Annotated in this window: 22 protein-coding genes; 15 read left to right on the top strand and 7 right to left on the bottom strand. The window is 67.8% G+C overall.

The window, feature by feature from the left end; genetic code table 11:
- Nucleotide 1: 1 nt before the first annotated feature.
- From CDV49_RS13995 to CDV49_RS13970, 6 genes are read left to right on the top strand one after another with little or no spacing between them, the layout of a single operon-like run.
- Complete coding sequence (locus tag CDV49_RS13995; protein ID WP_088216103.1) at nt 2-778, top strand: SDR family NAD(P)-dependent oxidoreductase; 777 nt, start codon at nt 2-4, stop codon at nt 776-778.
- A 2-nt stretch (nt 779-780) separates the two neighbouring features.
- On the top strand, nt 781-1,560 hold the full coding sequence (locus tag CDV49_RS13990; RefSeq protein WP_088216042.1) for an SDR family oxidoreductase: 780 nt from the start codon (nt 781-783) through the stop codon (nt 1,558-1,560).
- 29 nt (nt 1,561-1,589) lie between these two features.
- On the top strand, nt 1,590-2,792 hold the full coding sequence (locus tag CDV49_RS13985; RefSeq protein WP_088216041.1) for an acetyl-CoA C-acyltransferase: 1,203 nt from the start codon (nt 1,590-1,592) through the stop codon (nt 2,790-2,792).
- Nucleotides 2,793-2,804: 12 nt separating this feature from the next.
- Complete coding sequence (locus CDV49_RS13980) at nt 2,805-3,992, top strand: acyl-CoA dehydrogenase family protein (RefSeq protein ID WP_088216040.1); 1,188 nt, start codon at nt 2,805-2,807, stop codon at nt 3,990-3,992.
- A gap of 3 nt (nt 3,993-3,995) precedes the next feature.
- The gene (locus CDV49_RS13975; protein WP_088216039.1) at nt 3,996-5,066 is read left to right on the top strand and encodes an acyl-CoA dehydrogenase family protein; all 1,071 of its coding nucleotides are present in this window, start codon (nt 3,996-3,998) and stop codon (nt 5,064-5,066) included.
- Nucleotides 5,067-5,091: 25 nt separating this feature from the next.
- Nucleotides 5,092-6,540, top strand: a complete 1,449-nt coding sequence (locus CDV49_RS13970) for a hypothetical protein (RefSeq protein WP_088216038.1) — start codon at nt 5,092-5,094, stop codon at nt 6,538-6,540.
- Between the two features lie 125 nt (nt 6,541-6,665).
- Here the strand turns inward: CDV49_RS13970 and CDV49_RS13965 are convergent, their stop codons facing one another.
- The 3 genes from CDV49_RS13965 to CDV49_RS13960 form a co-directional block, all read right to left on the bottom strand.
- Nucleotides 6,666-7,361, bottom strand: coding sequence for a nitroreductase (locus tag CDV49_RS13965; RefSeq protein WP_088216037.1), 696 nt, complete (start codon nt 7,359-7,361; stop codon nt 6,666-6,668).
- A 58-nt stretch (nt 7,362-7,419) separates the two neighbouring features.
- Nucleotides 7,420-7,548, bottom strand: coding sequence for a hypothetical protein (locus CDV49_RS20935; RefSeq protein ID WP_256947348.1), 129 nt, complete (start codon nt 7,546-7,548; stop codon nt 7,420-7,422).
- A gap of 136 nt (nt 7,549-7,684) precedes the next feature.
- Nucleotides 7,685-8,542: a metal-dependent hydrolase gene (locus tag CDV49_RS13960; protein ID WP_088216036.1), complete on the bottom strand. Its 858-nt coding sequence runs from the start codon at nt 8,540-8,542 to the stop codon at nt 7,685-7,687.
- Between the two features lie 117 nt (nt 8,543-8,659).
- On the opposite strand from CDV49_RS13960, the gene CDV49_RS13955 reads away from it, so the two are divergent.
- Entirely contained in the window at nt 8,660-9,943 is a 1,284-nt protein-coding gene (locus tag CDV49_RS13955; protein WP_088216035.1) for a solute carrier family 23 protein, read from the top strand.
- Here the strand turns inward: CDV49_RS13955 and CDV49_RS13950 are convergent.
- Both CDV49_RS13950 and parS read right to left on the bottom strand, forming a co-directional pair.
- Nucleotides 9,934-10,431 carry an RES family NAD+ phosphorylase gene (locus CDV49_RS13950; RefSeq protein WP_088216034.1) on the bottom strand — a complete coding sequence of 166 codons (498 nt, stop codon included), beginning with the start codon at nt 10,429-10,431 and terminating at the stop codon, nt 9,934-9,936. The genes CDV49_RS13955 and CDV49_RS13950 overlap by 10 nt on opposite strands.
- A complete protein-coding gene (gene parS, locus CDV49_RS13945) occupies nt 10,428-10,898 on the bottom strand; it encodes a type II RES/Xre toxin-antitoxin system antitoxin (RefSeq protein WP_088216033.1) in 471 nt (156 codons plus the stop codon). Before parS ends, CDV49_RS13950 begins: the two co-directional genes overlap by 4 nt.
- Before the next feature lie 84 nt (nt 10,899-10,982).
- Here parS and CDV49_RS13940 point away from each other — a divergent pair, with 84 nt between their 5' ends.
- From CDV49_RS13940 to CDV49_RS13925, 4 genes are read left to right on the top strand one after another with little or no spacing between them, the layout of a single operon-like run.
- Nucleotides 10,983-11,708, top strand: a complete 726-nt coding sequence (locus CDV49_RS13940) for a GntR family transcriptional regulator (RefSeq protein WP_256947347.1) — start codon at nt 10,983-10,985, stop codon at nt 11,706-11,708.
- Between the two features lie 30 nt (nt 11,709-11,738).
- Nucleotides 11,739-12,458: an SDR family NAD(P)-dependent oxidoreductase gene (locus CDV49_RS13935; protein ID WP_088216101.1), complete on the top strand. Its 720-nt coding sequence runs from the start codon at nt 11,739-11,741 to the stop codon at nt 12,456-12,458.
- Complete coding sequence (locus tag CDV49_RS13930; RefSeq protein WP_179209217.1) at nt 12,451-13,503, top strand: phosphotransferase; 1,053 nt, start codon at nt 12,451-12,453, stop codon at nt 13,501-13,503. Before CDV49_RS13935 ends, CDV49_RS13930 begins: the two co-directional genes overlap by 8 nt.
- The gene (locus CDV49_RS13925; protein WP_088216031.1) at nt 13,500-14,780 is read left to right on the top strand and encodes an aspartate aminotransferase family protein; all 1,281 of its coding nucleotides are present in this window, start codon (nt 13,500-13,502) and stop codon (nt 14,778-14,780) included. The genes CDV49_RS13930 and CDV49_RS13925 overlap by 4 nt, the downstream gene beginning before the upstream one ends.
- An 84-nt stretch (nt 14,781-14,864) precedes the next feature.
- Here CDV49_RS13925 and CDV49_RS13920 read toward each other — a convergent pair whose 3' ends face one another.
- Entirely contained in the window at nt 14,865-15,794 is a 930-nt protein-coding gene (locus tag CDV49_RS13920) for a LysR family transcriptional regulator (protein ID WP_179209216.1), read from the bottom strand.
- A 46-nt stretch (nt 15,795-15,840) separates the two neighbouring features.
- Nucleotides 15,841-17,076, bottom strand: a complete 1,236-nt coding sequence (locus tag CDV49_RS13915) for a flavin-containing monooxygenase (protein ID WP_088216029.1) — start codon at nt 17,074-17,076, stop codon at nt 15,841-15,843.
- A 417-nt stretch (nt 17,077-17,493) separates the two neighbouring features.
- Here CDV49_RS13915 and CDV49_RS13910 point away from each other — a divergent pair, with 417 nt between their 5' ends.
- Genes CDV49_RS13910 through CDV49_RS13895 form a run of 4 tightly spaced genes read left to right on the top strand, consistent with a single transcriptional unit; the run spans nt 17,494 to nt 21,195 of the window.
- On the top strand, nt 17,494-18,435 hold the full coding sequence (locus CDV49_RS13910) for a sulfonate ABC transporter substrate-binding protein (RefSeq protein ID WP_088216028.1): 942 nt from the start codon (nt 17,494-17,496) through the stop codon (nt 18,433-18,435).
- A gap of 21 nt (nt 18,436-18,456) precedes the next feature.
- Nucleotides 18,457-19,635, top strand: a complete 1,179-nt coding sequence (gene ssuD / locus CDV49_RS13905; protein WP_088216027.1) for an FMNH2-dependent alkanesulfonate monooxygenase — start codon at nt 18,457-18,459, stop codon at nt 19,633-19,635.
- Nucleotides 19,632-20,453 carry an ABC transporter permease subunit gene (locus tag CDV49_RS13900; protein ID WP_218821978.1) on the top strand — a complete coding sequence of 274 codons (822 nt, stop codon included), beginning with the start codon at nt 19,632-19,634 and terminating at the stop codon, nt 20,451-20,453. The genes ssuD and CDV49_RS13900 overlap by 4 nt, the downstream gene beginning before the upstream one ends.
- A 4-nt stretch (nt 20,454-20,457) precedes the next feature.
- Nucleotides 20,458-21,195: an ATP-binding cassette domain-containing protein gene (locus CDV49_RS13895; protein WP_088216026.1), complete on the top strand. Its 738-nt coding sequence runs from the start codon at nt 20,458-20,460 to the stop codon at nt 21,193-21,195.
- Nucleotides 21,196-21,404 lie beyond the last annotated feature (209 nt).

Here is a 21,404-nt window from a genome sequence, read left to right as displayed (position 1 = left end):
GATGGAACGGGCCCTGTTCGACCTGACCGGCAAGGTGGCGCTGCTGACCGGCGCCTCCCGCGGGATGGGGCGGCAGATGGCGGAGGCGCTGGCGCGGCAGGGGGCGACGGTCGTCATCTCCGCCCGCAAGCAGGAGCAACTGGATGAGGCGGCGGCGGAGATCAACGCCGCCATCGGCGAGACGCGGGTTTACGCCGTCGCCGCCAATGCCGGGCGCAAGGAGGATCTGGAGCGGCTGGTGGAGGAAACCCACCGGCTCGCCGGACCGATCGACATCGTGATCGGCAATGCCGGGGTGAACCCGCATTACGGCCCGATCGGGGAAATCCCCGATGAGGCCTACAACAAGATCATGCAGACCAACGTCCAGTCGAACCTGTGGCTGGCGCGGCTCGTGGCGCCCGATATGGCCGCCAAGGGGTCCGGCTCCATGATCTTCACGGCCAGCGTGGGGGCGTTGAAGCCGTCGCCGACCCTTGGCACCTACGGGATGTCCAAGCTGGCGCTGATCGGGCTGGTGCGGAACCTCGCGCTCGAATACGGGCCGCAGGGCATCCGCGCGAACGCGATCTGCCCCGGCGTGGTCAAGACGGAGTTCGCCCGCGCCCTCTGGGACAGCGAGGCGGGGGAGGAGCGCGCACGCACGCAGGTGCCGCTCCGCCGCTTCGGCCAGCCGGAAGATTTCGCGGGGGTGGCGGTGTTCCTCGCCTCCGACGCCAGCAGCTACATGACCGGGCAGGCGCTGACGCTCTGCGGCGGCACCAACATGTGGAGTTGAGCATGGACGTTCAGGGTAAGGTCGTCGTCGTCACCGGCGCGGCGGGGGGGATCGGCCGGGCGCTGGCCCTCGCGCTGGCCGAGGCCGGGGCGGCCCATGTCGTCTGCGCCGATATCGATGCGGAGGGCGCGCGCCAGACGGCGCAGGCCATCGGCGGAACCGCGATGACGGTGGACATGGCCAGCGATGCCGATATCCGCCGCCTCGTCACGGAGACGGAGCGCGACATCGGCCCCATCGCGCTGTTCTGCGGCAATGCAGGCATCATGGCGCGCGGCGGCGAGGAGCTGCCCGACGAGGTCTGGCAGCGCATGTGGGACGTGAACGTCATGGCTCATGTTCGCACGGCCCGCGTTCTCCTGCCGCTGATGCGGGCGCGGGGGGCGGGACATTTCCTCATCACCGCTTCCGCCGCGGGGCTGCTCAACCAGGTGGGCTCGATGCCCTACGGGGTGACGAAACACGCGGCGGTCGGCCTCGCCGAGTGGCTGGCGCTCACCTATGGCGACGACGGGATCGGCGTCACCATCCTGTGCCCGCAGGCCGTTCGCACGGCGATGACGGCGGGGCGGGAAATGGGCGTGGCCAGCATCGACGGCATGCTGGAGCCCGCGGAGGCTGCCGCAGTCGCGCTCAAGGCCGTGGCGGAGGGGCATTTCCTCGCCCTGCCGCACCCGGAGGTGCTGGGCTACATGCGCCGCAAGACCGAAGATTACGACCGCTGGATCGGCGGTATGCGCAAACTCAACCGTCAGTTCAGTCCGCGCGCGAAAAGCGCCTGACGGCATCACAGGATACAGGGGAGAAGACAATGCGCGAGGCGCTCATCGTTTCCACGGCACGCACGCCGATCGGCAAGGCCTTCCGGGGCGCGTTCAACAACACCCAGGCGCAGGAGCTGATCGGCCATGCGGTGAAGAACGCGGTTTCCCGCGCAGGGCTGGAAGGCGGCGAGATTCAGGACAGCGTGATCGGCTGCGCCATCCAGCAGGGCTCCACCGGCGGCAACATCGGCCGTCAGGCGGTGATCCGCGCAGGGCTTCCGACCTCCATCGCGGGGATGTCGATGGACCGGCAATGCGCGAGCGGCATGATGGCCATTGCCACCGCCGCCAAGCAGGTCGTCCATGACGGGATGGAGATCGTCATCGGCGGGGGCGTGGAATCCATCAGCCTCGTGCAGAATCAGAACATGCGGCAGGACCGGCGCACCGATCCGTGGATCGTGGAACATGTGCCGGAACTCTACATGTCCATGCTGGAGACGGCGGAGATCGTCGCCGACCGCTACGGCATCAGCCGCGACGATCAGGACGCCTATGCGCTCCGCTCCCAGCAGCGGACGGCGGCGGCGCAGCAGGCGGGCCTGTTCGACGAGGAGATCGTGCCCCTGACCTCCACCATGGCCGTGGTGGACAAGGAGACGAAGGAGGTTTCCTACCGTGAGATGACGCTGGAGCGGGACGAGGGCAACCGCCCCTCCACCACGTTGGATGACCTCACCTCGCTGAAGCCGGTGTTCAAGGACGGGCTGAAGGTCAAGGAAGGCCACCACATCACCGCGGGCAATGCCTCGCAGCTCTCGGACGGGGCATCCGCCGTCGTCATCATGGAGGGCAAGGAGGCGGAGAAGCGCGGCGCGCAACCGCTGGGCCGCTATGTCGGCGTGATGGCCGCCGGGCTGAACCCCGACGAGATGGGCATCGGCCCCGTCTATGCGGTGCCGCGCCTGCTGGAAGCGCATGGCCTGACCATGGACGATATCGGCCTGTGGGAGCTGAACGAGGCCTTCGCCTGCCAAGTGCTCTACTCCGCCCGGAAGCTCGGCATCCCGGAGGATCTGCTCAACGTCAACGGCGGCGCGATCTCCGTCGGCCATCCCTACGGCATGTCGGGGGCGCGGATGGTTGGCCATGCGCTGATCGAGGGCAAGCGGCGCGGCGCGAAATACGTCGTCTGCACCATGTGCGTCGGGGGCGGCATGGGCGCGGCCGGCCTCTTTGAAGTGCTGTAGAGGAGCGATCGCATGGACCTGTCTTTCAGCCCCGAGGAGCTCGCCTTCCAGCAGGAAGTGCGCGATTTCCTTGCCTCCCATCTGCCGGAGCATATCTCTGCCGCCGTCCGCTCGGGCGTGGAACTGCCGCGCGAGATCTATCAGGAGTGGCACGAGATCCTCGGCCGCAAGGGCTGGCTCTGCACGAGCTGGCCCAAGGAATACGGCGGCCCCGGCTGGACGCCTGTTGAGCGCTACCTGTTCGACGTGGAATGCAGCCGCGCCCATACGCCGCGGATCGTCGCCTTCGGCCCGCACATGCTCGGCCCGGTGATCCAGGAGTTCGGCAACGACCGCCAGAAGGCGGAGATCCTGCCCTCCATCGCCTCGGGCGAGGTCTGGTGGGCGCAGGGCTATTCCGAACCCGGCGCCGGGTCGGACCTTGCCAGCCTCAAGACCCGCGCGGTCAGGGAGGGCGATCACTACGTCGTCAACGGCCAGAAGACGTGGACCACCCTCGGCCAGCATGCCGACAGGATCTTCTGCCTCGTGCGCACCTCGACGGAGGGCAAGCCCCAGCAGGGGATCAGCTTCCTGCTCATGGACATCGACACCCCCGGCATCGAGGTGCGCCCGATCCGGCTGATCGAAGGCGGCCATGAGGTCAACGAGGTGTTCTTCGACAACGTCCGCGTGCCGGTGGCGAACCTCGTGGGAGAGGAGAACAAGGGCTGGACCATCGCCAAGTTCCTGCTGACCCATGAGCGGACCAACATCGCCGGCGTCGGCACCTCCATGCAGGCGCTGGTGGAGGTGAAGGATCTTGCCCGGCAGATGAAGCGCAACGGGCGCCCCCTGATCGAGGATCCGCTGTTCGCCGCCCGCATCGCGCGGGTGGAGGTCGATCTGGAAGCGATGAAGATCACCAACCTCCGCATGCTCTTCCAGGCCCAGAAGCAGGGCCATCCGGGGCCGGAGACCTCCATCCTCAAGATCAAGGGGACGCAGGTGAACCAGGAACTGCGCGACCTCGCACGCCGTGCGCTCGGTCCGGTGGCCGCGCCCTTCCCGGGCCAGATGACGGAGACGAACCTCCTCTTCGGCCCGGCGGACACGGAACACAATGCGGCCATCTACTTCAACAACCGCAAGACCTCCATCTTCGGTGGATCGAACGAGATCCAGCGGAACATCCTGACCAAGACCATGCTGGGGCTGTGAGCGATGAATTTCGATCTGACCGAAGACAGGCAGATGCTGTCGGAAAGCCTGAACCGCTATCTGGCCGACCGCTACAGCCTGAAGGACCGCAACCGCATCGCCTATGAGGCGCCGTTCAGCGACCCCAAACGCTGGGGGGAGATGGCGGAGCTCGGCATTCCCGGCGCGCTCGCGACGGAGAAGGATGGCGGCTTCGGCGGCACGGGCTTCGACATCACCGTGGTGTTCGAGGCGCTCGGCCGCCACCTCTGCCCCGAGCCGCTCCTCGGCACCCTGCTGGCGAGCCGCCTGCTCTCGGTTGCCGGAGCGGATCAGTCCGGGCTGGTGGACGGTTCCCTCCGCTACGCCGTCGGCCTGTCGGAGATCGACGCGCCCTATGGCCTTGCCGGAACCGCCACCACGGCGCGGAAGCAGGGGGAGGGGTATCGCCTGTCGGGGCGCAAGTCCGCCGTCTATGGCGGACAGGTGGCGGACGTGCTGCTGATCGTTGCGCTGCTTGACGGGAAGCCTGCGGTGTTCAGCGCCGCGGCGGCGGATGTGAACGTCATCTCTTACGGGATGATGGATGGCGGCGGTGCGGCGGAACTGCTGCTCGACGATACCCCGGCCACGCTCCTGCTGGCGGATGCCGGGGCCGCGCTGACATCGGCGGTGGCCGCGGGGCAGGTCGCGCTCTGCGCCGAGGCGGTGGGCGCGATGACCGCCGCCTATGAGCTGCTGCTCGACTATCTCAAGACCCGCCGTCAGTTCGGCACCACCATCGGCAGCTTCCAGGTGCTTCAACACCGCACCGTGGACCTGCTGGCGGAGATCGAGCAGGCGCGCTCCATCACCATCGCCGCAGCGGCGGCGCTGGACGGGCCGGAGGCGCGGCTCAAATCCGCCATGGCCAAGAACCTGATCGGGCGCGCGGCAAGGCTGGTGGCGGAGGAAACCGTGCAGATGCACGGCGGCATCGCCATGACATGGGAATATGCCGCCTCCCACTACGCCAAGCGGCTCGTCATGCTGGACCATCAGCTTGGCGATACCGATTACTGCCTTGAGATCGTGATGCAATCCTACGCCGCCTGAGCGCGGTTCCTGCCGGGGGAGAGAGATGGCGGTCGCAAGCAGGCTCTTTGCGGGCCCGGCCAGCAGGCCGATATCGCTCGACCCCGGCAGGATCAGCGCGATTGTCCTCATCGCGCTGATCTTTGCCGTGCTGGGAGAGGCGGTGTTCCGATCGGACCTGCTGCGGCAGGCCGCGCGGGTGCTGCTGATTTCCTATCTCGCGCTCGAATGGCGGGGCATTCAGCGCACCGGACGGGCGATGATCGCCGTCGCCGGGGCGCTTACCGTTGCGGGGGGCGTGCTCACCGCCGATCCCGGAGCGGCCATCGGGCGGGCGCTGGATCAGGCGGCCTTCTTCGCGACCTTCTTTGCCAACCAGTTCTTCTTGCGGGAGCCGGCGCGCACCTCGCCGCTCGTCCGCCGCTCCGCCTCCTTCTTCATCGACCAGCCGCCCGCGCGGCGCTACGGCCTTCTGACGCTGGGCGGGTTCCTGTTCGGCATCATCCTGAACATCGGGGTGCTGAGCCTGCTGGGGCTGATGATCCGCCGCTGGCTTTCCGCGGCAGGCGGAAGTGCTGCGATCCGCGCGGTGAGGGAGCGGCGGATGGTGCTGGCCGTGCTGCGCGGCTTTGCCGTGGCGCCGCTCGGCTCGCCCATCTCCATGGTGATGGCCGTGGTGCTTTCCGTCATGCCGGGGCTGTCGTGGACCACGGTCTTTCCCCTCGGGCTGATGACGGCGGCGCTGCTCCTCACGCTCGGTTGCGTGCAGGACCGGCTGGAGGCGCCGCGCCAGACCGTGCCGGTCGTCGTCACCAGCGGCGTGCGGGATCCGATGGCGCTGCTGGGCATCGTCGGCATCGTGCTCGGCGTCTTCGTGCTGGCGGTGGGTATCGAATTCGCCGCCGACATCCCGCTGGCCCGCGCCGTGCTGGTTGCCGTGCCGCTCGCGGGGCTGATCTGGCTTGGCTGGCAGCATCGCCGCTTCGGCCCGGTGAGGGGGGCGCGGCTTGTTTCCCGCCGGCTGGTGCGCGAAGGGGCGCGGCTTTTTCCACGCTACAGGACGGAAATCGCAGTGCTCTCCTCTGCCGGGTTCATCGGGACGCTGTTCTCCCTCCTCATCCCGCAGGGGCGGCTGGCGATGCTTCTTCTGCACCTGCCGGTGCCGCTGATGTTCCTACCGGGACTGCTCACCGTGCTGGTCGTGGGGCTTTCGCTGATCGGCGTGAACCCGATCGTGAGCGTGACGATCTTTGCCTCCGCCTTTCAGGGCGTGCCGGATGCGGGGATTCCCGCCGCCGTGCTGGCGCTCGCGCTGATGGCGGGCTGGGCGCTCGGGGTGAATGCCTCTCCGCTGACCGCCTCCGCCATGATCATCGCGGATATGGTGGACCGCACCGCGCGGGAAGTGACGCGGGACTGGAACGGGCGCTACGTGGGGCGGGCGCTGCTGCTGATCGCGGTCTGGCTGGCGGGGCTGACGGTCTGGCTCGGCTGATCTGGGGACTGCTGGAGAAGGCTTTCAGGTCGTTTGAGCGGAAATCTCTCGCAACCTCACGAAATTCGACCGGAAATCTGCATTCCCGGTCATTCCGCGCCCATTTTCCGAAGACATGATACTTCTCAGCGGTCAGCCAGGGTGGTGACGAAGCGGGTGAAGGACGGGACAGCCACACGGGGCACCGGAAAGCGGTTTTCCGGTGCGGCGGTATCGGCGACGCCGAGCGCCATGCCGCAGATCACCTGCCGCTCCGCCGGGATCGACAGCAGGTCTGCGATGAGGCCCGGATAGCGCGCGAATGCTGCCTGAGGGCAGGTGTCCAGCCCGAAGGCCCTGGCTGCGATCATGATGTTTTGCAGGAACATGCCCAGATCGAGCCAGCTCCCGATCTCCATGTCGCGATCAAGCGTAAAGATAAGCCCGACGGGAGCGCCGAAGAACCGCAGGTTGCGGGCGTTCTGGCAGGCCATTGCCTGCTTCTGCCCCCGCTCTATGCCCAGCGAGGCGTAGAGCGCCCAACCCACCTCGCGCCGCCGCGCCAGATAGGGCTCACGCCATTCGCGGGGGTAATAGTGATATTCGGGATCAGCGGCGCCTCCAGAGAGCTCATGCGCCTCAAGCGTCGCGCCGAAGGTCTGGAGCGCCTCGCCCTTCAGGACGATCACCTGCCAGGGCTGTATATTCGACCCTGATGGCGCGCGGGCGGCAGCGGTCAGGATGCGCGCGATCGTCTCATCGTTAACTTCGGTCGGGCAGAAGGCGCGAATCGAGCGCCTGCCTTCGATTGCCTCAAGAACGGCTTCATTCACTTCGTGCATCACTTCCCCACCCAATCGGGGGAAGGCTAACCCATTCAGAAGCGGTCAGGCAATCGCTTCAGATTTCATAATCCAAATCGCCGATGCAGGCCATTTCCGGCTCATCCGGAACAACCTTGCGGCGGGATTTTACAGGTTTCGGGGCGACGGGCTTACCCTTGAGGGACTTCTTCAGGACAACGGTCATGGCGATTCCTCCATTCCTCACCACGATCTTACGACCGTTTGTCTGTTAGCGCAAACATTTAATGCTAGCGGTAACGGATGCCTGTGGGCTGGGCAGGCGGCCGAACCTGAAGCCCTGCCGCCAGAGGAGCCTCCGCTTACGGGCCGACCTTCACTTCCATGATGAAACCGTCGTCAGAAGGGGTCAGGTCGATGGAGATCGGCCCGATCGCCCGCGGATCAAGCGTGTGGACGCCGCCGCAGGGGATATCGACCGTCCCGTCATCCAGCGTCGCCCGCCATGTCCGCCGGCCGGAGAGCGCGTCCTCCCCCGGAAGCACCTCGAGCCGCCGGATCCTGCCCAGCATGGCATTAGCCTCCGTCGCGATGGCATTGGCGAGACCGGCGCTCTCCTCCCGGAAACGCTCGGCGTCAAACCCCGCCTTCCGGGCGCTCTTGCCGATCCGGTAGGTCTCCCGGCTGCCATAGGGCCCGATGCGCGACGCGGCGATGAGCTTCTGGTCGGTGTTGGGGTGACCCTGCCCATCCTCCGCAATCGTCTTTTTCCAATAGGGCGCAAGCACCCGGTTGAGGGCCAGCGCGGCGATGTGGGCGGCGGTATGGCCGGTGGCCAGCGCGTCGCGGCTTGCCGGATCGACACGGAGAGTGACCTCCATCCCTTCCACCAGCGCCGACGTGTCGCCGACGACATGGCCCACCTGAAGCGCCACCCCCTCTGCCCCGCGCGGTGTGGAGGCGGGATCGACGACAGCACCGTCGGCCAGCACGATTGCCTCGGGCACCTCGAGCGTCACGCCGCCTGCAAGCATCACGCCGCGGTCCGACGGTTGGTCGGGCCACCAGGGATCGACAGGGTGGAAGGGCGAGCGGTCGGTGACGACCGCGCTCCGCCCCTCGGGGAGCGGCAGGATGCGGAGGATGGTCGCGGTCTCCTCCAGCCGGCCTGCGGGAAAGGTGACATGTGTGTCCATGCCGCCGATATAGCGCAGCGTCATGAGGCGTCAGCCCCCCATCCCCCTTTGCACCTGACATCAGGCTCTTTATCTGCATCGCGCCGATGTGATCAGAATCGCCGGGGCCGCCGCGCGACCCTCGCCCGAACGGAGTCCGCGATGAGCTACTTTCCGAAATGGCCCCTGACCCGCAATACCGTTGTGCTGCCGGATGAGCGCCTGTCCTGGGGCGCGACGGTGCCGATGGGGGTGCAGCACCTGCTGGCGATGTCCGGCTCCACCATCCTCGCGCCGCTGCTGATGGGGTTTGACCCGAACCTCGCGGTGCTGTTCTCTGGCATCGGCACGCTGATCTTCTTCGTGCTGACGGCGGGGCGGCTGCCGAGCTATCTCGGCTCCTCCTTCGCCTTCATCGCGGTGGTGATCGCGGTGACGGGCTATGCCGGGACGGGGCCGAACCCGAATGTCGGCCCGGCCCTTGGCGGGATCATCGCGGCGGGGGCGCTCTATGCGCTGATCGGGCTGATCGTCATGGCGGTGGGCACCGGCTGGATCGAGCGGCTGATGCCGCCCGCGGTGACCGGGGCCATCGGCGCCGCCATCGGCCTGAACCTCGCACCCGTGGGGGTGAGCAGCCTTCAGGGCAGCGGGCCGCATATGGTGGCCGCGCTGCTGACGCTGGTCTCCGTGGCGCTGTTTTCGACCTATGGCTCCATAGTGACGCGCCGGGTCTCCATCCTGCTCGGAATCACGGTGGGCTATCTCGCGGTGCTCATCATGGGGAACGGCCTCGGCTGGCTGCCGCCGGTCGATTTTTCCGAGCTGGCGGCCGCGCCCTGGGTGGGCGTGCCGACCTTCCACAGCCCGACGTTCAGCCTCTCCGCCATGAGCCTCATCGCGCCGGTCGCGCTGATCCTCGTCGCGGAGAACCTTGGCCATATCAAGGCGATCGCGGCGATGACGGGGCAGAACATGGACCGCTACATCGGGCGCGGCTTTCTGGGCGACGGAATCGCCACGATGGTGTCCGGCTCCGGCGGGGGAACGGGCGTGACCACCTATGTGGAGAACATGGGCGTCATGGCGGTGACCAAGGTGTTCTCCACCCTGATCTTCGTCGTGGCGGCGGTGGTGGCCATCGCGCTCGGCTTCTCACCGAAATTCGGGGCGCTTCTGCGGACCATTCCCGCGCCGGTGCTGGCGGGGCTGGGCGTCGCGGTGTTCGGGCTGATCGCGGCCGCGATGATCCGGCTCTGGGTGGACAACCGTGTCGATTTCTCGGACCCGCGCAACCTGTTCACGGTGGGGATCACGCTGATCTTCGGAGCGGGGGATTTCTCCTTCTCCATCGGCTCCTTCACGGTGGGCGGGATCGGCACCGCGACCCTGGCGGCGCTCATCATGTATCAGCTTCTGGGCATCGGCCGGCGCGATCAGGGCTGAAGCCGCGGATCCAGCGCAAAGCGTTCCTGCGTGATGTCCGTCAGTATCTCCCCCGTCACCGCTCCGGCGGTGAAGATCACGTTCCAGCTGTGGCGGGAGACCGCGCTCGGGATCAGGACGAGGCCATGCGCGGCCAGCAGGGCGTCGCCGAAGGTCTGCTGATTGCGGTTCGGCGTGACGGGGGAGAGCCAGTTGGGGTTCGGCACATCCTGTGGCCGGACCACGTGGAGCACGGCCGGGTCGATCCGGGCGGAGGTGAGCACATGCGGCTCCGTGTCCAGCACGCGGAACCCCTTGTGCACCGCCACTTCCAGCACCGCCGTGGCAGGGTCGAGCGAGGCATAGACCGCCCTTACGCCGGGGGAGTTCCATCGCCCGCCCACGCGAAAACTGCCCTCGCCGGTCGCCCAGCCGGGCGCGTGGATCGCACGGTCCAGCCGCCAGAGCCGTATTTCCCCCGTCCCGAGCGGCGGGGGGAGTGGCGTCACGTATAGACCCCGTAGTCGATGCGGGTCAGGTAGTCCTCGACCGCCTCCACGCCCACGGCGGTGGCCAGCAGGTCGATGGGGCGGCGGTTGTCCAGTCCGAGGGCGGGGGCGCTCATCCATTCCTCCGCCGCCGCGCGGGAGCCGAAGATCTCCGCCGCACGGCCGAGGATTTCGGCGAATTTCCACGTCCGGCTGCTTTGCTCCGTGTTCAGGACGCGCTCCCCTTCCTCCCGCTTGCGGCGCTGGAGGGTGCGCGTGCTGATGCCGATGGCCTTTTCCAGCGCCGCGTCGGAGCCGAGAAAGCTGACCTCCCGCGTCAGGTGGACGAGGGCGGAGGAGGGCAGTCCCCGCATCAGCAGATCATGGGCCTCAAGGCTCGTGCGGACGGGCCGGCGTATGGTGCGCTGCCCGCCGAGCAGGGCATAGGTCCGCTCGATGTCGTGTTCGATGGGGGCCAGTTCGTTCATGCGCGTCTCCCCATGGTGACAGGTGTCGCTCATGATATGACAGTTGACGCTCCTCGTTTCAAGCCTCTCGACGGGGATGGAAATATGATGCATCATAACCGGATGACGTTGCTTCCCACTCCCGATCACGACAGCCTTGGCGGCGCGGTATACGCGATGCTCTGCGACGGACTGATGAAGGGCCGGTTCCAGCCGGGTGACCGCCTTCGCATCCGGGAACTGGCGGAGCAGCTTGGCACCTCCGTCACCCCGGTGCGGGATGCGATCCTTCGGCTTGCGCATGACGATGCGGTGGTGTTCCGCTCGCCCCGTGATATCCGCATCCCGGCCATCACCGCGGCCCGCTACCGGGAAATCCGTGACATGCGGCTGCGGCTGGAGGCGCTGGCGGCGGAAGCCGCGGCGCTGGCGGCGACGCCGGACGATATCCGCCGTCTTGAGAAAACCTTGCAAGACAATGAGAACGCGCTCCTTTCCCATGACAGGAGGGCGGCCACCGCGCTCAACCAGTCCTTCCATTTCCTGTTGCCGGAGATCGCGGGGATGCCGGTTCTGCACGGCGTGCTGCGCCGGCTCTGGCTCCAGATGGGGCCGCTGATCGCCGATAGCTATGACGCGGGCGGGCGGGCGATGATCGACTACCATTATCCCGTCGTCGAGGCGATCCGACGGCGGGATCCGGCTGGGGCGGCGGTGGCGATCATGAGCGATATCACCCTCGGCGGCGCGGCCATCGCTGCGCGTGTGGGGCAGGCGACGGAATCATTGCCCCCGCCCGGCGCTGCCAATATGATGCATCAAAATTCCTGAGGTGCCACCGTGACCGCTGAACGCCCCATCATGCTGCTGACCGGTGCAAGCCGGGGGATCGGCCATGCCACCGTAAAACTTTTCCAGCAGCGGGGATGGCGCATCCTCACGGTCTCGCGGCAGGCTTTTTCGGCGGAATGCGCCTGGCCGGAGGCGCGGGAGAGCCATATTCAGGCCGACCTCGCCGATCTGGACAGTATCGAACGGCTGGCGGAGGATGTCCGCACGCGTCTGCCGGATGGCAAGCTCCATGCGCTGGTCAACAACGCCGGTATCTCGCCCAAGGGGCCGGAGCGGACGCGGCTTGGCGTGATCGGCACCGATGCCCATGCCTGGACGCAGGTGCTCAACGTCAACCTCGTCTCCACCGCGCTTCTGGCGCGCGCGCTTCTGCCGGAGATGGAACGGGCGAAAGGCTCCATCGTCAACGTCACCTCCATCGCGGGCTCACGGGTGCATCCCTTTGCCGGGGTGGCCTATGCGGCGTCCAAGGCGGGGCTGGCGGCGCTGACGCGCGAGATGGCGCATGAATTCGGCGGGCGGGGCGTGCGCGCGAACGCCATCGCGCCGGGAGAGATCGAGACCTCCATCCTCTCGCCCGGCACCGATGCCCTCGTCGCGGCAGAGGTGCCGATGGGGCGGCTGGGCAACCCGGCGGAGGTCGCCTCCACCATCTACTTCCTGTGCTCGGATGCCTCCTCCTACATCAATGGCGCGGAAATCCACATCAACGGCGGCCAGCATGTCTGACCGGCTGGAGGAGGCTGCCCGGCTGCTGCTGGTCCCGCCTCCGAGCGTATCGGAAGCGGAGGCGGAAGCTTTCGCGCGCCGGCATTATGGCCCGGCCGCATGGGATGGCCAGAGTGCATCGGATGGTCAAGGGGCACGGGATGGCCGAGGCGCGGGGGCGCAGGCGCTCAATGGTGAGCGGGACCGGAACTTCCGTCTGGGCGGCGCGGTGCTGAAATTCTACAACCCGGCGGAGGAGGCGAGCACCCGCGCGCTTCAGCATGGCGCGCTCCGCCATCTTGCGGCCGAGGGGCTGCCCACGCCCCGCCTGATTCCGACACTTGCCGGGGCAGAGGAGGCGGTAGCGGAGATCGGCGGACAGGCCGTGGCGGCGGTCATGCTGACCTGCCTTCCGGGCCGGATGCCTGCAACGGTGACACCCGCGCTCCGCCGCAACGTGGGCGCGGTCGCGGGGCGCCTGATGGCGGCGCTGGCGGGCTACAGCCATCCGGCGGCGGAACGGGTGATCCTGTGGGACATGATGCGTCTGCCCCTCCTGCGGCCGCTGGCGGAGACGGAACCCCGCCTGCTTGCGTGGTTCGAGCGGTTCGGAGCCGAGGTCTGTCCCGCCGCAGCCCGCCTGCCGCATCAGGCGATCCACAACGATCTGAGCCTGTCGAACCTGCTGGTGGGGCCGGGCGGAACCGTCACGGGCGTGATCGACTTCGGCGATCTGGTCCTTGCCCCGCGCGTGAACGAACTGGCCATCGCCGCGAGCTATTTCATCACCCCTGAGGACGATCCCGTCGCCGCGGTGGCGGAGATGCTGGCGCAGGCCGCCCCCTTCGTGCGGCTCACGCAGGCGGAACTCCTGCTGCTGCCCGACCTGATCCGGGCGCGCCTTGCTACGCGCATCCTGCTCTCCGCCTGGCGCGCGCGGCTGTTCCCGGAGAACGCCGCCTATATCCTGCGGAGCAACACTGCCGCCTGGGCGCTATGGGCCCGGCTGGAGGGGGAGGATGACATGGCCCATCGCATCGCCACGCTGGCGGGGGAGACGGCATGAGGGACGAGACCCTGATCGCACGCCGGGAAAGGGTGCTCGGCCCCGCCTACCGGCTGTTCTACGACCGGCCCCTGCATCTTGTCCGCGGGCGGGGCGCGCGCGTCTGGGATGCGGAGGGGCGCGCCTATCTGGATGCCTACAACAACGTGCCCTCCGTCGGTCACTGCCACCCGAAGGTGGTGGCCGCGCTGGCGGAGCAGGCGGCGGTGCTGAACACCCATACGCGCTACCTGCACGACGGCGTGGTGGACTATGCCGAACGGCTGGTCGCGACCTTTCCCGCGCCGCTGTCGCAGGTGATGTTCACCTGCACGGGGAGCGAGGCGAATGACCTCGCCCTCCGCATTGCCCGGTCGGTCACGGGCGCGCGGGGGATCATCGTCACGGCCAATGCCTATCACGGGGTGACGGCGGCGCTTGCGGAGATCTCGCCCTCCCTTGGCGCGGCCAATCCCCTCGGTGCGCATGTCCGCGTGGTGCCCGCGCCCGACAGCTACCGGCTGGGGGCGGAGGGTGCGGAGCGCGCGCTGACACTGGGCGTGGAGGAGGCGGTGCGGAGCCTTCAGGCCGCCGGGCATGGCGTGGCGGCCTTTCTCTGCGACACGGTGTTTGCCAGCGACGGGGTGTTTACCGATCCCGTCGGCCTGCCTGCCGGGGCGGTGGCGGCCGTCCGGGCGGCGGGCGGGCTGTTCATCGCCGATGAGGTGCAGTCCGGCCTCGCCCGCCCCGGCGCGGCCATGTGGGCGTTCGAACGGCACCGGCTGATCCCCGACCTTGTGACGCTGGGCAAGCCCCTGGGCGACGGGCATCCGATCGCGGCCCTTGTGGCCCAGCCGCACTATCTGGAGGAGTTCGGCAGGAAGACCCGCTATTTCAATACGTTCGGCGGCAATCCTGTCTCCGCTGCCGTGGGCCGCGCGGTGCTGGATGTCATCGCGGAGGAGGGGTTGCAGGAGAATGCCCACCGTGTCGGCGCCACTCTGCGCACGGCGCTCCAGGGTCTCGCCGCGCGGCATGAGGCGGTGGGAGACGTCCGGGGGGCCGGTCTTTACGCGGCGGTGGAACTCGTGTCCGACCGCGCCGCGAAAACGCCGGACGGTGCGCGGGCGCTGCGGATGGTCGGTGCGCTGCGGGAGGCGGGCGTGCTCGTCGGCTCCTGCGGGGCGGCGGCGAACTGCCTGAAGATCCGCCCGCCGCTCTGCTTCTCGGAGGATGATGTGGCGGAGCTGGTCGCGGCGCTTGACCGCTGCCTGACGCAGGTCGCGGAGCCCGTCTGACCGCCTGCGCACCTGACCCCCTGCGCACCTGACCCTTTGGGCATCTGGCCCGCCTGCCACCCTGACCGCCTGCGCATCTGACGCTCAGCCGGGTGGCCGCAGCCCCGCCACCCCGCCCCGATGGGTGAGGTCGATGCAGAATGCGGCAAACCGCTCGATCACCAGCGGCGGGTTCAGGCCCCGCATCGTCAGGATGCCGATCCGGATGGGGCGGCTCTCATCGGTGATGGGCACGAAGGCCAGCCGTCCGCCATCCAGCGCCAGGTTGGAATCGGGCCGGATATTCGCGATGGAGTAGCCAAAGCCATTGGCCACCATCGCCCGCATGACAGACATGTCCCGCGTCCGCTCCGCGATCCGGGGGGCAAGGCCGCGCTCCCGGAAGAGCGACAGGAAGTAGCCCGTGCTGTGCGGCAGGTCGAGCAGGATCATCGGCTCGCCCGCAAGCTCCGCCACGCTGATCCCCGCACGGGATGCGAGCGGGTGCGCTTCCGGCAGGACGACGTGCGGCGGGAGCGTGGCGAGCGGTTGAAAGGCCACGTCAGGCGGGATGTCCATGTCATAGCTGAGCGCCACGTCGAACCGGCCGGAGCGCAGCCCTTCCAGAAGTTCTGCGTGGTCCCGCTCGAACTGGGCGAACTCCACCTCCGGGTTGGCGTCGCAGAAGGCGCGGCGGAGGGCCGGGATCACGATCTGCGCGAAAGTGACGAGACAGCCGACATTGAGCGGCCCCCTGACCTGCCCGGTGAGCGCGTTGGACAAGGCGTTGAGCTTGCCCGCCTCTGCCAGAATGTGCCGCGCCTGCTCGACAAAGCGCCGCCCGGCCTCCGTCATCGCCAGCCCCTGTGCATGACGGCGCACAAAAAGCGTCAGCCCGAACTCCCGCTCGAGCTGGGAAATCGCGGTGGAGACGGAGGGAGCAGAGACATTCACCCGCTCCGCCGCCTCCGTGACGGAGCCGAGCTCGCCGACGGCGACGAGGTATTCGAGCTGGCGGAGCGTGAACCTGAGCACCGGTATCCTCTCTGCCCGCTGCAGGGGGCGGAAGGGGAAAAGCGGGTCAGGCCGCGCTTTCCGCCCGTTCCTCCGCGATATGATCGGCCAGATAGGACGCGTCGTGCCACACCCCCCAGATGAAGGAGGATGCGCGGCGGGAGAGCCACGGCAGGCCGAGGAAGTAGAGCCCCGGCACTTCCGACACGCCCCGGTCATGCCGGGGGCGGCCCTTGTCATCGAAGATGTCGAACCCGACCCACCCGTAATCGGGCACATAGCCGGTGGCCCACAGGATTGTGGTCACACCCGCTTGGGCAAGATCAAGCTGGGTGAGCGGATGGGTTACGCACTCCGGGTCCGGCAGCAGGCGGCGGGCCTCCGGCTCTTCGGGAAGGTCGAGCCCTTCCCTTGCCACATGCGCATCCGCCTGATCCATGAGCGAGAAGTGGTTGGCATCGCCAAGCGCGATGTTGCCCGCCAGATCGGGGGCAAAACGCACCACGCCGCCCTCGAACGCCTCCGCGCGGCCAACCAGCGTCATCCCTTCGGCGGCAAGGCGGCGGAAATCCACCGTGCGCCCGCCGTTTGCACCGCTGACGGCAATGGTCACATGTTCCGTGCCGGGGGCGGGCACCTTCTTGTCCCAGATGCCGAGCACGCCGAGCCACCACACGAAATCCTTCCCGCGATAGCTGCGGAACGGCCGGTCATGCGGCCCGACGGACAAATAGACCCGCCGCCCGGAGGCCAGAAGCTCCTCGGCGATCTGCGTGCCCGAGGATCCCGCGCCGACGACCAGCACCGCCCCCTCCGGCAGTTGCGCCGGGTTGCGGTAGCTGTGGGAGTGGAGCTGGTGCAGGCCCGCGCTTTCGGGAACAAGGGCCGGGATCACCGGCCGCTGGAAAGCGCCCGTCGCCACGACCACGTTGCGCGCCTCAACCATGCCGTCGGAGGTCGTCGCGCGGAAACCACCGCCCGGCGCGGCTGTGAGCCCCGTCACCGTCACCCCGGTGCGGATCGGCGCGTTGATCCGGTCGGCGTAGCTCACGAAGTAATCGGCGACCGTCTCCTTTGGCGGGAAGGCATCGGGGCTGCCTGCGAAGTCCAGCCCCGGAAACCGGTCATGCCAGGCGGGACCGTTGGCGACGAGCGAATCCCAGCGTGCCGTGCGCCAGCTTTCCGCGATGCGGCTTCTTTCGAGCACGAGATGCGGGATGCCCTGCCGCCCAAGGTGTTCGCTCATCGCAACCCCGGCCTGTCCGGCCCCGATCACGAGCGTATCGACTTTCTCGACGGCCATAGCGGCATTCCTTTCACGGGCGAATGACTGTGAACGCAGATCTACCGCAGCCCTTCGGGGCCGCACATGATCGTTTCGCTCACCTCTGCTTAGGGCGGGGCTAACCAGCGGCGCTTCGGGCGGCTTCGCGGTAAAAACAGGCAGAAATGCGCGTCGCTTTCTTTCCCCCGCCGGGAGAGAATCCTTCTCCTGCAGTGAGGATGAGGAGCGAAGGAATTCTCGCTGTCACCGGGCGTCACGGTCAGATTTCAAGAACAATATTACAAAATAAACAATGGATTATAATAATAAGTTGATGTGAATTTCCATCTGGCGACCGCTCGCGAAGCGCGCCCGTTCCGTCTATTGACGTAGAGGATTTTTACTGTCGTTTCTGCTCCCCACATCCCAAACCCGCAGACCGGGCAGGAGCAGGAAATGAAGATCATGAAACGGACCCTCGGCCTCGGCACGGCGCTGCTCGGTGCCACGCTGGCCATGGGGGCGCAGGCGGACGTGCTGAAGATCGGCTATCAGAAGGCGGGGCTTCCCGTCATCGCCCGGCAGCAGCACCTGATCGAGGACGCGTTGAAACCCGCGGGCGTCGATGTGCAATGGGTGGAGTTCTCCGCCGGGCCGCCGCTGGTGGAGGCGCTCAATACCGGCGCGATTCAGGTGGGCTGGACGGGCGACGCGCCGCCGATCTTCGGGCAGTCCGCGGGCGCGGCCATCGTCTATGTCGCGGCGCTTCCCTCCAACGGCAAGGGCGAGGCGATCATCGCGCGGGCCGATTCCGGTATCGCGACGCTCGCCGACCTGAAGGGCAAACGCGTGGCGGTGGGCAAGGGAACCAGCGCACACAACCTGCTCGTCGCCGCGCTGGAGAATGCGGGCCTCGCCTTCACCGATATCGAGCCGGTCTATCTCAGCCCGGCGGATGCCGCCGCCGCGTTCGCGTCCGGCAAGGTCGACGCGTGGTCGATCTGGGATCCCTTCCTTGCCATTGCAGAGACGCGGCAGAAGCCGGTGGTGCTGGCGAAATCAAGCGATGTGCTGAACGTCAACACCTACTTACTCGCCAACCGGGATTTCGCGGCCGCGCATGGGTCGGAGATCTCCGGGGTGATCGGCGCGCTGGAAAAGGCGGCCGCATGGGCGGATCAGAACCGCGACAAGGTGGCGGAGGCGCTGCACGAAGTGACGGGCGTGCCGATGGAGGCGCAGACGCTCGCCGCCAATCGGGCCGTCTTCGGGGTGTTCCCGATCACGCCCGAGATCATTGCCCATCAGCAGGAAACGGCGGACCGCTTCTACGCGCTCGGCCTCATCCCCAACAAGATCACGGTTTCCGAGGCGGTCTGGACCGCCCCGAGAAGCTGAACCCCACCAAGGACGGCAGCCATGACCCTCATCGCCCCCCTCCGCGACAGCGCGGACCCACTGAACTTCTTCTGGTTCATCCCGACCCATGGCGACGGCAGCTATCTCGGCTCCGAAAGTCAGCAGAGGCCGCAGGACCCCGGCTATTTCCGGCAGGTGGCGCAGGCCGCCGACCGGCTGGGCTATCAGGGTGTGCTGCTGCCCACCGGGCAGAACTGCGAGGACAGCTGGATCACCGCCGCGGGGCTTGCGACGGCGACGGAGCGGTTGAAGTTCCTCGTGGCGCTGCGCCCGGGCGTCACGCTGCCGAGCTTTGCCGCGCGGCAGACGGCGGCGCTGGACCGGCTTTCGGGCGGGCGGCTGCTGCTCAACGTCGTGGTGGGCGGCAACCCGGTGGAGCTGGCGGGCGATGGCGTGTTCCTTGCCCATGACGAACGCTACGATCAGGCGCGGGAATTCCTGACCATCTGGCGCGACCTGCTGGACGGGCGAACGGTCGATTTCGACGGCAAATACTACCGGATGGAGGCGGGGCGTCTGGACCTGCCGACGGTGGAGGGCAAGGCCCCGCCGCTGTGGTTCGGCGGATCGTCGGAGGCGGGGCAGGACCTCGCCGGGGAACTGGTGGAGACCTATCTCACCTGGGGCGAGCCGCCCGCGCAGGTGGCCGAGAAAGTCGCCGCCGCCCGTGCCAAGGCTGCCCGTCATGGCCGCAGGCTCCGCTTCGGGATCCGTCTGCACTTCATCGTGCGGGAGACGGAGGAGGAGGCCTGGGCCGCCGCCGACAAGCTCATCAGCCGCGTGACGGACGAGCAGATCGAAAAGGCGCAGGCCCGCTTTCTGAAGGAGATGGACAGCGTGGGCCAGCGCCGCATGTCGGAGCTGCATGGCGGGCGGCGGGACAGGCTTGTCGTTGCGCCGAACCTCTGGGCGGGGGTGGGTCTCGTCCGGGGCGGTGCCGGCACCGCGCTGGTCGGCACGCCCGCGCAGGTGGCCGAACGGCTGCGGGAATATCAGGCGGTCGGCGTCGATACGGTGATCGGCTCGGGCTATCCGCATCTGGAGGAAGCCTACCGCGTGGCCGAACTGCTGTTCCCGGAACTGGGCATCGGCCGCGACGGCTCCCGCGTGTCCCGCGCCATCGCCAACGAATTCTCCGTGGGCGACCATGGCCGCCGCCTTGCCGGGGCCGTGTCATGAGCGCGGTCGCCGATCTTCCGGCGGAGGCGGCGCGCCGCCCCGCGCCGCCGCTGCGGATGCTCCGCGCCTGGGTGGGATGGCTGCTGCCGCTCGCGATCCTGCTGCTGTGGGAGGGCTCTGCGCGTCTTGGCCTGATCGACGGAACGGTGCTGCCCGCGCCCTCCGACGTGATCGCGGCCTTCTGGAAGCTGCTGCTTTCCGGGGAGCTTTTGCAGAACATCTGGGCCAGCACCTATCGCGCGCTGGCGGGCTTCGTCATCGGCGGCTCCATCGGCTTTGCCTTCGGGCTGGCGAACGGGCTGTCGCGCCTGTCGCGGGACGTGACGGATACGACGCTCCAGATGGTGCGCAACATCCCGCATCTCGCGCTCATCCCCCTTGTGATCCTGTGGTTCGGCATCGGGGAGGAGGCGAAGCTGTTCCTTGTGGCGCTTGGCGTGTTCTTCCCGATCTATGTCAATACCCTGCTGGGTATTCAGGGGGTGGATCCGCAACTGGTGGAAATGGGACGCACCTACGGGATGGACAGGGGCGAGCTGTTCCGCAAGGTCATCCTGCCCGGGGCGCTGCCCTCCATCTTTGCCGGGCTGCGCTATGCGCTCGGCATCATGTGGCTGACGCTGATCGTGGCGGAGACGATCGCCGCGTCTTCCGGCATCGGCTACATGGCGATGCAGGCGCGGGAGTTCCTGCAGATCGACGTGGTGGTGCTGTCCATCCTGATCTACGCGGTGCTGGGCAAGCTGGCCGATACGCTGGCCCGCGGGCTGGAGCGGCTGACGCTGCAATGGCACCCCGCCTTCCAGACGAAAGGGTGATCCGATGACCGGAATGGCAGTCCGCTTTCGCGGCGTGAGCAAGCGGTTCGGGGCAAAGCGCGTGCTGGACGGGCTGGACCTCGACGTGCCCGAGGGGCAGTTCGTGGCCATCGTCGGCAAGTCCGGCTGCGGGAAGTCCACCCTGCTGCGGCTGCTGGCAGGGCTGGAGACGCCCGACGCGGGCCGGATCGAGCATGGCGCCGTGGGCGCGGGGCAGACCGACACCCGCATCATGTTTCAGGAGCCGCGCCTGCTTCCCTGGGCGCGGGTGGAGGAGAACGTGGCCGTCGGCCTGACCGGCATCGCCGGCGGGCTGACCACCCGTGTCAGAAGCGCGCAACTGCTGGAGGAGGTGGGCCTTGCCGACCGGGGCGGGGACTGGCCCTCCGTTCTTTCCGGCGGGCAGCGGCAGCGGGTGGCTCTGGCCCGCGCGCTGATCGGACAGCCGCGGATCCTCGCGCTGGACGAACCGCTGGGCGCGCTGGATGCGCTGACCCGGATCGACATGCAGCGGCTGCTGGAGCGGATATGGCGGCGGCAGGGGTTCACCGCCGTCCTCGTCACCCATGACGTGGCGGAGGCCGTGCTGCTCGCCGACCGGATCGTGGTGCTGGAGGAGGGGCGGATCACGCTCGACCTTCCCGTCACGCTGCCGCGCCCCCGGCGCCACGGCGCGGCTGAGGTGGCAGAGGTGGAGCGGCGTGTCCTGTCCCGCCTGCTTGGCTCGGTGGAAGCCGCGTAATGATGTTGTGTGTCAGCATCGCCGCGTAATTCATTCATTCAGAACAAGTATAGTCGCAGGCTATGCAGCTGGAACGGCCCCGCCAACCGGGCGGGGCCGTATGTCATAGTAGGGGCATCTGCCCTCTGGTTCATCGCACGGTTTCTGCCCCGACCCCATCGCGCGGCATCTGCCGTCCGGCCCGTTGCAGCATGTGCCGTATGGCCGAT

Origin of the sequence: Haematobacter genomosp. 1, from assembly GCF_002196855.1 — a bacterium.
Taxonomy (GTDB): domain Bacteria; phylum Pseudomonadota; class Alphaproteobacteria; order Rhodobacterales; family Rhodobacteraceae; genus Haematobacter.
The sequence above is the reverse complement of the archived record's forward strand: the minus strand, read 5'-3'. Positions and strand labels throughout refer to the sequence as shown.

What these genes read in the sequence shown, in the direction of transcription:
- CDV49_RS13995 (WP_088216103.1), top strand. Translation starts at nt 2, where the DNA reads ATGGAACGGGCCCTGTTCGACCTGACCGGCAAGGTGGCGCTGCTGACC.
- CDV49_RS13990 (WP_088216042.1), top strand. Translation starts at nt 781, where the DNA reads ATGGACGTTCAGGGTAAGGTCGTCGTCGTCACCGGCGCGGCGGGGGGG.
- CDV49_RS13985 (WP_088216041.1), top strand. Translation starts at nt 1,590, where the DNA reads ATGCGCGAGGCGCTCATCGTTTCCACGGCACGCACGCCGATCGGCAAG.
- CDV49_RS13980 (WP_088216040.1), top strand. Translation starts at nt 2,805, where the DNA reads ATGGACCTGTCTTTCAGCCCCGAGGAGCTCGCCTTCCAGCAGGAAGTG.
- CDV49_RS13975 (WP_088216039.1), top strand. Translation starts at nt 3,996, where the DNA reads ATGAATTTCGATCTGACCGAAGACAGGCAGATGCTGTCGGAAAGCCTG.
- CDV49_RS13970 (WP_088216038.1), top strand. Translation starts at nt 5,092, where the DNA reads ATGGCGGTCGCAAGCAGGCTCTTTGCGGGCCCGGCCAGCAGGCCGATA.
- CDV49_RS13965 (WP_088216037.1), bottom strand. Translation starts at nt 7,361, where the DNA reads ATGCACGAAGTGAATGAAGCCGTTCTTGAGGCAATCGAAGGCAGGCGC.
- CDV49_RS20935 (WP_256947348.1), bottom strand. Translation starts at nt 7,548, where the DNA reads ATGACCGTTGTCCTGAAGAAGTCCCTCAAGGGTAAGCCCGTCGCCCCG.
- CDV49_RS13960 (WP_088216036.1), bottom strand. Translation starts at nt 8,542, where the DNA reads ATGACGCTGCGCTATATCGGCGGCATGGACACACATGTCACCTTTCCC.
- CDV49_RS13955 (WP_088216035.1), top strand. Translation starts at nt 8,660, where the DNA reads ATGAGCTACTTTCCGAAATGGCCCCTGACCCGCAATACCGTTGTGCTG.
- parS (WP_088216033.1), bottom strand. Translation starts at nt 10,898, where the DNA reads ATGAACGAACTGGCCCCCATCGAACACGACATCGAGCGGACCTATGCC.
- CDV49_RS13940 (WP_256947347.1), top strand. Translation starts at nt 10,983, where the DNA reads ATGATGCATCATAACCGGATGACGTTGCTTCCCACTCCCGATCACGAC.
- CDV49_RS13935 (WP_088216101.1), top strand. Translation starts at nt 11,739, where the DNA reads ATGCTGCTGACCGGTGCAAGCCGGGGGATCGGCCATGCCACCGTAAAA.
- CDV49_RS13930 (WP_179209217.1), top strand. Translation starts at nt 12,451, where the DNA reads ATGTCTGACCGGCTGGAGGAGGCTGCCCGGCTGCTGCTGGTCCCGCCT.
- CDV49_RS13925 (WP_088216031.1), top strand. Translation starts at nt 13,500, where the DNA reads ATGAGGGACGAGACCCTGATCGCACGCCGGGAAAGGGTGCTCGGCCCC.
- CDV49_RS13915 (WP_088216029.1), bottom strand. Translation starts at nt 17,076, where the DNA reads ATGGCCGTCGAGAAAGTCGATACGCTCGTGATCGGGGCCGGACAGGCC.
- CDV49_RS13910 (WP_088216028.1), top strand. Translation starts at nt 17,494, where the DNA reads ATGAAGATCATGAAACGGACCCTCGGCCTCGGCACGGCGCTGCTCGGT.
- ssuD (WP_088216027.1), top strand. Translation starts at nt 18,457, where the DNA reads ATGACCCTCATCGCCCCCCTCCGCGACAGCGCGGACCCACTGAACTTC.
- CDV49_RS13900 (WP_218821978.1), top strand. Translation starts at nt 19,632, where the DNA reads ATGAGCGCGGTCGCCGATCTTCCGGCGGAGGCGGCGCGCCGCCCCGCG.
- CDV49_RS13895 (WP_088216026.1), top strand. Translation starts at nt 20,458, where the DNA reads ATGACCGGAATGGCAGTCCGCTTTCGCGGCGTGAGCAAGCGGTTCGGG.